The sequence below is a fragment of the Mesorhizobium sp. B2-4-12 genome, from assembly GCF_006441575.1.
GTDB lineage: Bacteria > Pseudomonadota > Alphaproteobacteria > Rhizobiales > Rhizobiaceae > Mesorhizobium.
Genome location: NZ_VFVC01000013.1, coordinates 21,514 through 34,914, shown reverse-complemented (window position 1 = coordinate 34,914; position 13,401 = coordinate 21,514). Strand labels below are relative to the sequence as shown.

General features: G+C 62.6%; 13 protein-coding genes. 8 read left to right on the top strand and 5 right to left on the bottom strand.

Annotated features, from left to right (window positions below; all coding sequences use genetic code 11):
• Positions 1-30 precede the first annotated feature (30 nt).
• From FJ934_RS10490 to sufA, 3 genes are all read left to right on the top strand, one after another.
• Positions 31-1,272 (top strand): cysteine desulfurase, encoded by a 1,242-nt coding sequence (locus FJ934_RS10490; RefSeq protein ID WP_140609561.1) that lies wholly within the window; start codon positions 31-33, stop codon positions 1,270-1,272.
• Positions 1,273-1,277: 5 nt separating this feature from the next.
• Positions 1,278-1,670, top strand: a complete 393-nt coding sequence (locus tag FJ934_RS10485) for an SUF system Fe-S cluster assembly protein (protein WP_140609423.1) — start codon at positions 1,278-1,280, stop codon at positions 1,668-1,670.
• Positions 1,671-1,771: 101 nt separating this feature from the next.
• Positions 1,772-2,152, top strand: coding sequence for a Fe-S cluster assembly scaffold SufA (sufA, locus tag FJ934_RS10480; RefSeq protein ID WP_140609421.1), 381 nt, complete (start codon positions 1,772-1,774; stop codon positions 2,150-2,152).
• Positions 2,153-2,334: 182 nt separating this feature from the next.
• On the opposite strand, the gene FJ934_RS10475 is transcribed toward sufA, so the two are convergent.
• A complete protein-coding gene (locus FJ934_RS10475) occupies positions 2,335-2,832 on the bottom strand; it encodes a GFA family protein (RefSeq protein ID WP_140609419.1) in 498 nt (165 codons plus the stop codon).
• Positions 2,833-2,920: 88 nt separating this feature from the next.
• On the opposite strand from FJ934_RS10475, the gene FJ934_RS10470 reads away from it, so the two are divergent.
• On the top strand, positions 2,921-3,244 hold the full coding sequence (locus FJ934_RS10470; RefSeq protein ID WP_140609417.1) for a TfoX/Sxy family protein: 324 nt from the start codon (positions 2,921-2,923) through the stop codon (positions 3,242-3,244).
• Positions 3,245-3,345: 101 nt separating this feature from the next.
• Here FJ934_RS10470 and FJ934_RS10465 read toward each other — a convergent pair whose 3' ends face one another.
• Both FJ934_RS10465 and FJ934_RS10460 read right to left on the bottom strand, forming a co-directional pair.
• Positions 3,346-4,263 (bottom strand): pseudouridine-5'-phosphate glycosidase, encoded by a 918-nt coding sequence (locus FJ934_RS10465; RefSeq protein ID WP_140609414.1) that lies wholly within the window; start codon positions 4,261-4,263, stop codon positions 3,346-3,348.
• Positions 4,264-4,334: 71 nt separating this feature from the next.
• On the bottom strand, positions 4,335-5,279 hold the full coding sequence (locus FJ934_RS10460) for a carbohydrate kinase family protein (RefSeq protein ID WP_140609412.1): 945 nt from the start codon (positions 5,277-5,279) through the stop codon (positions 4,335-4,337).
• Between the two features lie 280 nt (positions 5,280-5,559).
• Between FJ934_RS10460 and recA the strand changes: the two genes are divergently transcribed.
• From recA to FJ934_RS10440, 4 genes are all read left to right on the top strand, one after another.
• Positions 5,560-6,657, top strand: coding sequence for a recombinase RecA (recA, locus tag FJ934_RS10455; RefSeq protein WP_140609410.1), 1,098 nt, complete (start codon positions 5,560-5,562; stop codon positions 6,655-6,657).
• Positions 6,658-6,918: 261 nt separating this feature from the next.
• On the top strand, positions 6,919-9,582 hold the full coding sequence (alaS, locus tag FJ934_RS10450) for an alanine--tRNA ligase (RefSeq protein WP_140609408.1): 2,664 nt from the start codon (positions 6,919-6,921) through the stop codon (positions 9,580-9,582).
• A gap of 7 nt (positions 9,583-9,589) precedes the next feature.
• Complete coding sequence (locus FJ934_RS10445; RefSeq protein ID WP_140609406.1) at positions 9,590-10,885, top strand: SDR family oxidoreductase; 1,296 nt, start codon at positions 9,590-9,592, stop codon at positions 10,883-10,885.
• On the top strand, positions 10,882-11,361 hold the full coding sequence (locus tag FJ934_RS10440) for a DUF2269 domain-containing protein (RefSeq protein WP_140609404.1): 480 nt from the start codon (positions 10,882-10,884) through the stop codon (positions 11,359-11,361). The genes FJ934_RS10445 and FJ934_RS10440 overlap by 4 nt, the downstream gene beginning before the upstream one ends.
• Before the next feature lie 35 nt (positions 11,362-11,396).
• Here the strand turns inward: FJ934_RS10440 and FJ934_RS10435 are convergent, their stop codons facing one another.
• Together FJ934_RS10435 and FJ934_RS10430 are read right to left on the bottom strand one after the other, a co-directional pair.
• Positions 11,397-12,023 (bottom strand): glutathione S-transferase family protein, encoded by a 627-nt coding sequence (locus FJ934_RS10435; RefSeq protein WP_140609402.1) that lies wholly within the window; start codon positions 12,021-12,023, stop codon positions 11,397-11,399.
• Between the two features lie 82 nt (positions 12,024-12,105).
• On the bottom strand, positions 12,106-13,317 hold the full coding sequence (locus tag FJ934_RS10430) for an NADP-dependent isocitrate dehydrogenase (RefSeq protein ID WP_096445278.1): 1,212 nt from the start codon (positions 13,315-13,317) through the stop codon (positions 12,106-12,108).
• Positions 13,318-13,401: the final 84 nt, after the last annotated feature.

Sequence of the window (13,401 nt, the reverse complement as noted above, 5' to 3'; positions counted from 1 at the left end):
GAATGAGGCGATGCCTCGGAAGAGCTTATGATGGACCAGAAAGTCGAAACCATCCCCTACGACGTCGAGGCGATCCGCCGCGACTTTCCGATCCTGTCGCGGCAAGTCTATGGCAAGCCTCTTGTCTATCTCGACAATGGCGCCTCGGCGCAGAAGCCGCAGGTGGTGCTGGACACGATCCAGCACGCCTATTCCCAGGAATACGCCAACGTCCATCGCGGCCTGCATTTCCTGTCCAACGCCGCGACCGACGCCTATGAAAAGGCGCGTGAGACGGTGCGCCGTTTCCTCAATGCGCCAAGCACCGACAACATCGTCTTCACCTCGAATACGACCTCGGCGATCAACACGGTGGCTTATGGCTATGGCATGCCCAATATCGGCGAGGGCGACGAAATCGTGCTGTCGATCATGGAGCATCATTCCAACATCGTTCCCTGGCATTTCATCCGCGAACGGCAGGGCGCCAGGCTGGTCTGGATGCCGGTCGACGATCTCGGTGTCTTCCACATCGAGGAATTCGAAAAGCGGCTGACTAACAGGACAAAGCTTGTCGCCATCACGCAGATGTCGAATGCGTTGGGCACGGTGACGCCGATCAAGGAGATCGTGCGCATCGCGCATGCGCGGGGCATTCCAGTGCTCGTCGACGGCAGCCAGAGCGCCGTGCATATGCCGATCGACGTGCAGGACCTGGATTGCGACTTCTTCGTCTTCACCGGCCACAAGGTCTATGGCCCCTCGGGCATCGGCGTTCTCTACGGCAAGAAGGACATTCTCGGGGGTATGCGCCCCTTCATGGGCGGTGGCGAAATGATCGAGGAGGTGACGGAAGACATCGTCACCTACAACGAGCCGCCGCATCGTTTTGAGGCCGGCACGCCGCCGATTGTGCAGGCGATCGGGCTGGGTGCTGCGCTCGACTACATGGACTCTGTCGGTCGGGAACGCATCGCGGCGCATGAGCAAGACCTCAAGAACTATGCCCATGAACGGCTGCGCGCCATCAATTCGCTGCGCATCTTCGGCGACGCGCCGGGCAAGGGCGCCATCATCTCCTTCGAATTGCAGGGCATTCACGCCCATGACGTGTCGATGGTGATAGACAGGCAGGGTGTGGCAGTGCGCGCCGGTACGCATTGCGCCCAGCCGCTGTTGAAACGCTTTGGCGTAACCTCCACATGCAGGGCATCGTTCGGCATGTATAATACCAGGGCCGAAGTCGACGCTTTGGCCGAGGCGCTTGAAAAAGCGCGCAAGTTTTTCGGGTGACGACCATGGAAGATATCAGCACAGCCACAGAGGCCGCGCCGGAAGCCGGCGTCAATGGCGTCGTCTCCGCCACGGCCATTCCCGCCGACGAACTGGCGCGGCTGACCGACGACATCGTCTCGGCGCTGAAGACCGTCTACGACCCGGAAATCCCGGCCGACATTTACGAGCTCGGCCTCGTCTACAAGATCGACATCGAGGACGACCGCTCGGTCAAGATCGACATGACGCTGACCGCCCCCGGCTGCCCGGTGGCCGGCGAAATGCCCGGTTGGGTGGAAAACGCCGTCGGCGCCGTCGAAGGCGTATCAGGCGTCGAAGTCAACATGACCTTCGACCCGCCATGGACGCCCGACCGCATGTCGGAAGAGGCGCAGGTCGCGGTTGGCTGGTACTAGCGTTGAGCTTGGCACACTTGCACCATGGATAAAACTTCACCATTTTAGGTGAGAATCATTCGGCAGACCTTGAACCTGCACGGAATGGAGAAGGAAAAAGAATGGGACGCTTTGCCGTCATCACCATGACCGAAAAGGCCGCCGAGCGGGTGCGCGAGATCGTCGCCACACGCGAGAAGGCGCATGGCATCCGCCTCGGCATCAAGAAGGGCGGCTGCGCCGGCATGGAATACACGATCGATCTGGTGACCGAGCCCAACGCCAAGGACGACCACATCGAGCGCGACGGCGCACACGTCTATGTCGCGCCGGAAGCGGCGCTGTTCCTGTTCGGCACGCAGATGGATTTCGAGCAGACGACTTTGCGCACCGGCTTCACCTTCCACAATCCGAACCAGAGCTCGGCCTGTGGCTGCGGCGAATCGGTCGAGCTGAAGCCGGCCGACCTGAAGGCGCTGGCAGAGGCGCGCGCCTCCGCCTAAAGCACTTCCTTCGCCCCATTTACGGGGAGGTGAGGAGTGGTCCGCGCAGCGGGCGAAAAGCCAATTGCTTGGCTTTTCGAATGACGAAGGGCCCGAAGGCCGGATGAGGGGCAGCGCCAGCCTCTCCAACATTTGCGCAGTCTGCCTGCCGGCATCTTCGCCCGGTAAATGGGCGAAGAACGTTACGCAACCCACATCCCCACCCGCTTGTGCCAGTCGGCGATCGATTCCTCGGGATAGATGTCGAACGTCTTGTCGCCCTTGCCGACATCAGGCTCTACCCAGCTCGCCTTGTATTTCAGCATCAGGTGCACCTTCTCAGGTGGTTTCGGCAGGTCGCTGTCGATCGCCGAGGCGAAGGGATGCACCAGATCCGGCCATGTCGGATCGTAGAGCCACAACGCCGATCCGCATTTGCGGCAGAAATTGCGTTCCCCCGTCGAGATTTCGCATTGCAAATGCTCGTCATCCTCGATCTCGGCCCGATAGACGCCGAGGCTCCTCTTGCCCCTGATGTTGAGCGTTTTGTAGTCGGCGCCGAGATTGATGGCGAACCCGCCGCCGCCTTGCTGCTTGCGGCAGATCGAGCAGTAGCAGAGCATGAACGGCACGGGCGTATGGCTTTCCACCTCGAAACGCACGGCATTGCAGCGGCAGGATCCCTTGAGCAGAACCGGCATGATAAAAACTCCGACGAAATGTTCCCAGCCCGTCAGCATGATTTGGTTGCGCGATGACAATGTCAAATGCCGATGACATGATCGCGGCATGGACAATGAACGCATCGCCGAACTGTTCGAAGGCCTTGGCCCGGTCAGCATCCGCAGGCTGTTCGGCGGCAAGGGCATCTATTTCGATGGTGTGATCGTCGCCATCGTGCTGCGCGGCGAATTGCTGCTCAAGGCCGACGAGCAAAGCGCGCCCGATTTCGAAGCCGCCGGTTGCCGGCAGTGGACCTATACCGGTTCGCGCCACGGCAAGCTGGTCGCCATGCCTTATTGGAGCATTCCCGACAGCGCTTTTGATGACCCGGACGAAATGACTGTCTGGGCCCGGCGAGCCTATGAGGCCGGGCGGCGCGCGGGCAAGTAGCACGTTGCGGCAGTGCAGGCTTTCTCGGACATGTCGAGGCGCAGAGGGGGGGCGGGAACTCGGCTGATAAGTTAATTCTTGCACCGCCTCACATTTGAACCCTACAGCGCCTTGGCGATCTTCGCCGCCAATCTTGCATTGTTCTCGACCAGCGCGATGTTGGTCTTCAGGCTCCGGCCGCCGGTCAGTTCCAGGATTTTTCCCAGCAGGAACGGCGTCACCGCCTTGCCGCTCACGTTGAGCGCCTCGGCGGCCTTCTGTGCTGCTTCGATATAGCCGGCCATCTCTTCCGCCGGGATTTCATGGTTTTCGGGCACCGGGTTGGCGATCAGCACGCCGCCGCCGAGACCGAGCGCTGCCCGCGTCTTGTAGAAATGCGCGATGTCTTCCGGTTTGTGCAAGGTCAACGGCGCGCGGAACGGCGATTGCCGCGACCAGAAGGCCGGCATTGTCTCGCAGCCATGGCCAACCACGGGCACGCCGCGCGTTTCCAGCACCTCAAGCGTTTTTTCGATATCGAGGATGGCCTTGGCGCCGGCCGAGACGACGATGACCGGTGTGCGCGCCAGTTCATCGAGATCGGCGGAAATGTCGAAACTCTTTTCCGCACCTTTGTGCACGCCGCCAATGCCGCCGGTGGCGAACACTTTTATCCCCACCATATGCGCCGCGATCATGGTCGCGGCGACCGTGGTGCCGCCGGTGCGCCCTTGCGCCACTGCAAAGCCGAGGTCGGCGCGCGACAGCTTCATCGCATCGCCGGTCATGGCCAGCGATTCACGCTCGCCGTCGGAAAGACCGATCTTGATGCGGCCGCCAACCACGGCGATCGTGGCGGGCACGGCACCGCCATCGCTGATGATCTTTTCGACATTGGCCGCCATGGCACCGTTGTCGGGGTAGGGCATGCCATGGGTGATGATGGTGCTTTCCAGCGCCACCACGGGACGCCCGGCAGCCAGGGCTTGCGCCACGGGAGCATGGACATCGATGAAGGGGTGGGCGCTCTCTGGGGTCATCTCGAATCTCCAATCGCGGCGCATCCATCAGGACGCGTAAACATCCCTGCGGCGCTGTGAATTTGCCGGTCTCATGCCATTTCCCGCGCATCCGGCACAAGGGCCAGTGCTTCCGCGAAGCTCGCCGCGGTGAATTCTGGCACGGCGTTGGCGCTTTCGATGGCCAGCGTTGCCGCCGCGACGCCTTCGCGCAAGGCCTGGCGCAGTGGCAGACCGCGCAACAGCGCCGCGACCGTCGCACCCGCCAGCGCGTCGCCGGCGCCGGTGACATCGGCGACTTTCCTCGGGGCAGGCGGCAGGATCGAAAACGCGCCTGCTTCATCGAAGCCCAGCACCGGCGCGCTGCCTGCCGTGACCACGCCACTGGCAAGGCCGTTGCATCGCAACCCGTCGATCATCTCTCGCTCGGAGGCACTCGAATTGACGCCAGCCAGTACAACGGCCTCTCGCCGGTTCATGAAGAGTTGCGCCAGTTCGCCGAGCACCGGTATCAGCCGCGTCACCTTGGCCGGCGAAATGGCAATGGCGAAAACCGGTTTGCCGGCGGCGAGCGAGACCAGCCGCTCCAGAGCCGACGCCGGCAGATTGGCGTCGCACAGGATGGCGTCGGCGTCGGCGACCACCTCCCGCATCTTGGAGCGCCTGATCTGCTTGGGGAAGGCCAGATCATAAAGCACCATGTCGGCAAAGCCGACGATCAACTCGCCCTCGCGGTCAATCAGCGCCGTGTAGCTCGGCGTGGTGCGATCGAGGAACACTGCCGATAGGTCTTTAATGCCGGCTTCCGCTATACCGCGTGACACGGTATCGCCCGCGGCATCGCCGCCGCGCACCGACAGCAGCGAAGCCGAGACACCTCGGCGCACCGTGCTGCGCAACGCGTTGAATACGCCGCCGCCGACATCCTCGCGCATTGTGCCGGGATTGGACGCCGCTGGCACGTACGGACCGGCCACCTGGCCACGCCGATCGATATGGGCGCCGCCCACGGCCAGTATCTTCGCGGATTTCACCATGGCGGCGATATGACCTTTGTTATTGGCGCCACACAAGCGCTACACTGCGCGACAGAGCTTCGCATGCAAGGCAGCGATTCGGCGGATCGATACAATCGAGCCGTCTGGCTCAATGCGAGGACATCGCTGCCTCGGTCTGCGAGACAAAAAAAGAACAGATCAGGATATCTCTTGTTTTTCAGTTGGTTGTCTCCCCTTGCCAAATGAGAACAAAAAAGGTACAAAATGACAGGGATTGCGGATTGTCCGGCCTTCATTGACGACCAAGGGGTGATGTATCATGGCTCAGAATACTTTGCGGCTTGTAGAGGATAAGGCAGTGGACAAATCAAAGGCTCTGGATGCGGCGCTGTCGCAAATCGAGCGGGCTTTCGGCAAGGGCTCGATCATGCGGCTCGGCGCCAACGAGCAGGTCGTCGAGATCGAAACAGTGCCGACCGGGTCGCTCGGCCTCGACATCGCGCTCGGCGTCGGCGGCCTGCCGCGCGGCCGCATCATCGAGATCTACGGGCCGGAAAGCTCTGGCAAGACGACGCTGGCCCTGCACACCGTGGCTGAAGCCCAGAAGAAGGGCGGCATCTGCGCCTTCGTCGATGCCGAGCACGCGCTCGATCCTGTCTATGCCCGCAAGCTCGGCGTCGATCTCGAAAACCTCCTGATTTCACAGCCCGACACCGGCGAGCAGGCACTGGAGATCTGCGACACGTTGGTGCGCTCCGGCGCCATCGACGTGCTGGTGGTCGATTCGGTGGCAGCGCTGACGCCGCGTGCCGAAATCGAAGGCGAGATGGGCGATTCGCTGCCCGGCCTGCAGGCCCGGCTGATGAGCCAGGCGCTGCGCAAGCTGACCGCTTCGATCTCACGTTCCAACACCATGGTCATCTTCATCAATCAGATCCGCATGAAGATCGGCGTCATGTTCGGTTCGCCCGAAACCACCACGGGCGGCAACGCTTTGAAATTCTATGCATCGGTGCGCCTCGACATCCGCCGCATCGGCTCGGTCAAGGACCGCGACGAGGTCGTCGGCAACCAGACCCGCGTCAAGGTGGTCAAGAACAAGCTGGCGCCGCCCTTCAAAGTGGTCGAGTTCGATATCATGTACGGCGAAGGCGTGTCCAAGACCGGCGAACTGGTCGATCTTGGCGTCAAGGCTGGTGTGGTCGAGAAGTCGGGCGCCTGGTTCTCCTACAATTCGCAGCGCCTCGGCCAGGGCCGCGAGAATGCAAAACTGTTCCTGCGCGACAATCCCGACACCGCGCGCGAGATCGAACTGGCGCTCAGGCAGAACGCCGGATTGATCGCCGAGAAATTCCTTGAAAATGGCGGTTCTGAAGGTGGCGAAGACGGTTTTGAGGACGAAGCCGGCGCGATGTAGGGCAATGGCCAGAGTTCGGCCATAAATTCAGCCTATCACCTGATGCTTAAGTAACCGAGTTCTTTAATACCGCGTTCCAAACCGCCGGCCTTCGAGCCGGCGGTTTTCGTTTTCGGCAGACCGGTAAGCTCCTGGATTGGCCCAATTCCGTGTTTCTGGACAGGGTCGGGCGTGCCCGCTAAAAGGCCAAGTCTATTTTCTAAGACGCAGAGACCAGTTTCCGCCGGCTGTGCCGGCGGTTTTCGCGAAAAGGCAGCAGTCATGAGTGGCGTGAACGAGATCCGGTCGACATTTCTCGACTATTTCCGCAAGGAGGGCCATGAGGTCGTGGCCTCGAGCCCACTCGTGCCGCGCAACGATCCGACCTTGATGTTCACCAATGCCGGCATGGTGCAGTTCAAGAACGTCTTCACCGGTTTGGAGAAGCGGACTTATTCGCGCGCCACCACCGCCCAGAAGAGCGTTCGCGCCGGCGGCAAGCACAATGACCTCGACAATGTCGGCTACACCGCGCGCCATCTCACCTTCTTCGAGATGCTCGGCAATTTCTCCTTCGGCGACTATTTCAAGGAGCGCGCCATCGAGCTTGCCTGGAACCTGATCACCCGGGAGTTCGGGCTGAAGAAGGACAAGCTGCTGGTCACCGTCTATCACACCGACGACGAGGCGGCCGGCTTCTGGAAGAAGATTGCCGGTTTCTCGGACGATCGCATCATCCGCATCGCGACCTCGGACAATTTCTGGGCGATGGGCGACACCGGTCCCTGCGGGCCGTGCTCGGAAATCTTCATCGATCGTGGCGAGCACATCTGGGGTGGACCTCCCGGCAGTCCTGAGGAAGACGGCGACCGGTTTCTCGAATTCTGGAACCTGGTGTTCATGCAGTATGAACAGGTGACGAAGGAGCAGCGCATCGACCTGCCGCGCCCGTCGATCGACACCGGCATGGGCCTGGAGCGCATGGCCTCCATCCTGCAAGGGGTGGAAAGCGTCTTCGAGACCGACCTGTTCCGCCACCTGATCGATGCGGCGTCGTCCGCGCTTGGGCGGGCGCCTGGCGCGGAAACGGTGGCGTCCTACCGCGTCATTGCGGATCACCTGCGCTCGTCCTCCTTCCTGGTGGCCGACGGCGTGCTGCCGTCGAACGAAGGCCGCGGCTATGTGCTGCGCCGCATCATGCGCCGCGCCATGCGCCATGCGCAGTTGCTCGGCGCCCGCGATCCGCTGATGTGGAAGCTGGTGCCGGCGCTGGTGCGCGAGATGGGCCAGGCCTATCCCGAGCTGGTGCGCGGCGAAGAGATGATTACCGAAACCCTGAAACTCGAGGAAACCCGCTTCCGCAAGACGCTGGTGCGCGGCCTTGGCCTGCTGTCGGAGGCGACGGAAAAGCTCCATGCCGGCGACATGCTGGACGGCGAGACTGCGTTCAAACTTTATGACACCTATGGCTTCCCGCTCGACCTGACGCAGGACGCGCTGCGGCAGCGCAACATCTCGGTCGATCTTGCCGGCTTCACCGACGCGATGGAACGGCAGAGGACCGAGGCGCGCGCTCACTGGGCAGGCTCCGGCGAGGCCGCGACCGAGACGGTCTGGTTCCCGATCCGCGAGAAGACCGGCGCCACCGAATTCCTCGGCTATGAGACAGAGCAAGCGGAAGGTCTCGTCCAGGCGCTGGTCAGGGAAGGCAAGACCGTGGACAGCGCCGGCAAGGGTGAAGCTGTTGCCGTGGTTGTCAACCAGACGCCGTTCTATGCCGAATCCGGCGGCCAGATGGGCGACACCGGCGTCATTTCGGGCGAGGGGTTCTCGATGGAGGTCTCCGACACGCAGAAGAAGGCGGATGGGCTGTTCGTGCATATCGGCAAGGTGATTAACGGCACGGTCAAGACGGGCGCCGCCGTCGAGCTGAAGGTCGACCATAACAGGCGCTCCAGGTTGCGCGCGAACCATTCGGCGACGCATCTCATCCATGAGGCGTTGCGCGAAGTGCTGGGCACCCATGTCGCCCAGAAGGGCTCGTTGGTCGCGCCCGAGCGGCTGCGCTTCGACATCTCGCACAACAAGCCGATCTCGGCCGAGGAACTCGAAGAAGTCGAGCGCATGGCCAACGAGATCGTCGTTAAGAACAGCCCGGTGACCACGCGGCTGATGTCGGTCGACGACGCCATTGCCGAGGGCGCCATGGCGCTGTTCGGCGAGAAGTACGGCGACGAGGTGCGCGTCGTGTCGATGGGCACTGGACTGCATGGCGCCAAGGCCAACCGGCCCTATTCGGTCGAGCTTTGCGGCGGCACCCATGTCAGGGCGACCGGCGATATCGGCCTTGTGCGCATCGTCTCGGACAGCGCGGTCGCCGCCGGTGTGCGCCGGATAGAGGCGCTGACCGGCGAAGCCGCGCGTAAGCATCTCGACGAGCAGGATCGGCGCCTTAAGACGGCTGCGGCGACCCTGAAGATTTCACCGGCCGACGTGCCGGCGCGTGTCGAGGCTTTGCTCGAAGAGCGCAAGAAGCTCGAGAAGGAACTGACCGAAGCGCGCAAGAAACTGGCGCTGGGCGGTGCGGGGGCTGGTGCGCCAGCTGAAAACGAAGTGGTGGCGGGCGTCGGCTTCCTCGGCAAGGCGGTCTCCGGTGTTTCGCCGAAGGATCTGAAGCCGCTGGCCGATGCCGGCAAGACCTCGCTCGGCTCCGGCGTCGTCGTCTTTGTCGGCGCCAGCGAGGACAACAAGGCGAGCGTCGTCGTCGCCGTGACCGATGACCTCGTCGGCCGCTTCAGCGCCGTAGACCTGGTGCGCGTGGCGTCCGCCGCATTAGGTGGGCAGGGCGGCGGCGGCCGGCCCGACATGGCACAGGCCGGCGGTCCGGATGCGTCGAAGGCCAATGACGCGATCGCGGCGGTGAGGGCGGCGCTCGAAGCAGCATGAAAGTCCGATGAACGTCCTCGTTCTAGGCGGCTATGGACTGATCGGAGAGGCCGTCCTTGAACGGTTGCTTCAAGATGGCCACCACCTACTCGGCCTGGGCCGCGATATCGGACAGGCGCGGCGCCGCAGACCCCGCGTCCAGTGGATCGCGGCGGATATGTCGCGACTGCTCTCAGCGGCCGACTGGATTCCCCTGCTTGCCGGCGTGGAAGTGGTGGTGAACGCCGCAGGCGCTTTGCAGGATGGTCCTCGTGATCAGCTGGATGCGATCCACCGGCGTTCGGTCGCCGCGCTCATCGCCGCCTGTGAACAGGTGGGTGTGAACCAATTGGTGCAGATTTCCGCGATTGGCGCAGACCTCGCTTCCGACAGCGCCTTCTTCCGGACCAAGGCGGAAGGTGACCGCGCCGTCGCTTCGTCGTCTCTGAACTGGACGATCCTGCGGCCCGGTCTTGTCATCGCTCCCGCTGCCTATGGCGGGACGGCTTTGTTGCGGGCGCTTGCCGCAGCTCCAGCGGTTGTGCCCGCGGTGCTGGTGGATCGGCTGATCCAGACCGTGTCGGTCACGGATGTCGCCGAGGCGGTATCGCGTGCGGTCGCCGGACGTCTGGCGCGCGGGCAGATTATCGATCTGGTCGAGCAACGGGCCAGGCCTCTTGCCGACGTCCTGCTTGAGTTTCGTGCTTGGCTCGGCCTGCCCAAGGCGCCGGTCGTGACGGTGCCGGCAATCGTCGGGAGGCTCGCCAGCGGCATCGCCGATGGACTTGGCGCTCTCGGGTGGCGGTCTCCCTTGCGCAGTGCGGCACTTGCCGCGCTGAAGCAAGGCGTTACCGGCAACGCCAAGGCCTGGACCGAAATTACCGGCCGTCCGCCGCAGCCGCTGGAAGCTACGCTGGCGGCGATGCCGGCGCATGTTCAGGAGCGGTGGTTTGCGCGCCTGTGGCTGCTGAAACCGGTGGTGTTTGCCGTCCTATCGATGTTCTGGTTGGCCTCCGGCATCGTCGGCTTCATCAGACAGGATGCAGCTGCGGACATTCTGGCATCGCGCGGCCTGTCGCCCGCTCTTGCGCTCTGGATGGTTCTCGCCGGGAGCGTCGCCGACATCCTGGTCGGCGCCGCCGTTTTGGTACGTTGGCTGGCTCGGGCGGGGCTGATGGCGATGATTGCCATCACCTTGGTTTATCTTGGCGCAGCGACCGTGCTTGCTCCCGATATCTGGCTCGATCCGCTCGGACCGTTGGTCAAGACCGTACCCGCGCTCTGCCTCGTCCTGGTGGCGCTGGCGATCCTGGAAGAGCGATGAACCTCTGGGCCGACATTCTGCGCTGGGTGCATGTCATCGGTGCAACGGTGCTGTTCGGCACCGGCGCTGGAATTGCCTTCTTCATGCTCATGGCGCAGCGTACCGGCCGGCCCGAGATCGTCGCCCATGTCGCAGGCACCGTCGTCATCGCCGATGCCATCTTCACCGCCACGGCTGTTGTGGTCCAGCCAATCACCGGCGCGTTTCTAGCCCGTGAGATCGGGTGGCCGCTGTCGCAGGGCTGGATCGTGCTTTCGTTGCTGCTTTATGTCGCCACCGGCGCGTTCTGGCTGCCGGTTGTCTGGATACAGATGCGCATACGTGATCTGGCTCGGCAGGCAGCACGTGAAAACGCGCCGTTGCCGGACGAGGAAAAGCGCCTCTTCCGCACCTGGTTCGTCTGCGGTTTTCCAGCCTTTGCCGCGGTGCTTGCAATCCTCTGGCTGATGGTGACCCGGCCCGAGATCAGATTGTAGCCTACCTCTCCTGAGCGTGGCCTCCAAGCTTGGTGCTAACCGACCTTCTCGGTTTTGGCAAAGCTCGGGCGAGCGGCGATGCGCGTATACCAGTCGCTTATGTCAGCAAACCGCGCCAGCAGCTCGCGCCCGTCGGCAACCTTGACGAAATAGCCGATAATCGGCGCCCCGTGCAGATCGGCCAGCGTCAGCTGGTCGCCAAGTAGCCATGGTCCTTCGGCTTTCAGCGATGTCAGCACCTTGAGCACCGTCTCCGCCCGGCGCAGGCCGTCGGCGATCAAGTTCTCATCGGGCACCGCCTTTTCCAGCCGTTCGACCGCCACATCCCAGACCATGGCCCGATAGGCATAAGCGTCAAGCATGCCGATGATCTGGCCGATCCTGGCGCGGCCGCGCGCGTCGGCAGCCTGCAACGCCGGACCGTCGAACGCCTCGTCGACATAGCGCGTGATCGCACTGGTCTCGAAGAGCCGGAACCCATCGTGCTCGAAAGCCGGGATGCGGCCGAACGGATGGTGTTCGAGATACCACGCCGGAATGCCGTCAGCGGCAAAGATGTCGAGCGGCACAAGCTCGTAGTCGACGGCTTTCTCTTCCAGCGCCATCCGCGCGATGCGTACGTAAACGCTGTAATCCGCGCCGTAGAGAACCGGTTTGGTCACGCTGCCAGCCCTTCGCTTTTGCTCTCGTTGGCTCAAAAAGCGAAGGCTCCTTTCGGAGCCTTCGGCATGCCGAAATCGGGGTTTACGCCATCGCCTTCTGCAAATTCTCGTCGATCTTGTCGAGGAAACCGGTGGTCGAGAGCCAGGGCTGGTCGGGGCCGATCAGCAGCGACAGGTCCTTGGTCATGAAACCGGACTCGACAGTCTGGATGCAGACCTTTTCCAGCGTCTCGGCAAAACGCTTCAGTTCGGCGTTGTCGTCGAGCTTGGCGCGGTGGGCGAGACCGCGCGTCCAGGCGAAGATCGAAGCGATCGAGTTGGTCGAGGTCTCCTCGCCCTTCTGGTGCTGGCGATAGTGGCGTGTGACGGTGCCGTGCGCGGCTTCCGCTTCGACCGTCTTGCCGTCCGGCGTCATCAGCACCGAGGTCATCAGGCCGAGCGAGCCGAAACCCTGCGCCACCGTGTCGGACTGCACGTCGCCGTCATAATTCTTGCAGGCCCAGACATAGCCGCCAGACCATTTCAGGCTCGAGGCCACCATGTCGTCGATCAGGCGGTGTTCGTACCATAGCTTCTTCGCCTTGAACTCGGCCTCGAATTCGGCTTCGTAGACCTCCTGGAAGATGTCCTTGAAGCGCCCGTCATAGGCCTTCAGGATGGTGTTCTTGGTCGACAGATAGACCGGGTAGTTGCGCAGCAGGCCGTAATTCAACGAGGCGCGGGCGAACTCGCGGATCGACTCGTCGAGATTGTACATGGCCATGGCGACGCCGGCGCCGGGCGCGTCGAACACATCGTGTTCGATCACCTGACCATCCTCGCCGACGAACTTGATCGTCAGCTTGCCCTTGCCGGGAAAGCGGAAATCGGTGGCGCGGTACTGGTCGCCGAAAGCGTGACGGCCGACGATGATCGGCTTGGTCCAGCCGGGCACCAGGCGCGGCACGTTCTTCATGATGATCGGCTCGCGGAAGATGGTGCCGCCGAGGATGTTGCGGATGGTGCCGTTCGGCGACTTCCACATCTTCTTCAGCTTGAATTCCTCGACGCGCTGCTCGTCGGGGGTGATGGTCGCGCATTTCACGCCGACGCCGTATTTCTTGATGGCATTGGCCGAATCGATGGTCACCTGGTCGTTGGTGGCGTCGCGGTGTTCGATGCCGAGGTCGTAATATTCGAGCTTGAGGTCGAGATAAGGGTGGATCAGCTTGTCCTTGATGAACTGCCAGATGATGCGGGTCATCTCGTCGCCGTCGAGTTCGACGACCGGGTTCGCCACCTTGATCTTCGCCATGGAAAGAATGCCTCATTGCTGGGAATGGACGGCCTTGCCAGCATGGCATTCGGCCGGGGGATGCCGCCCGTATATCAAAGCGCT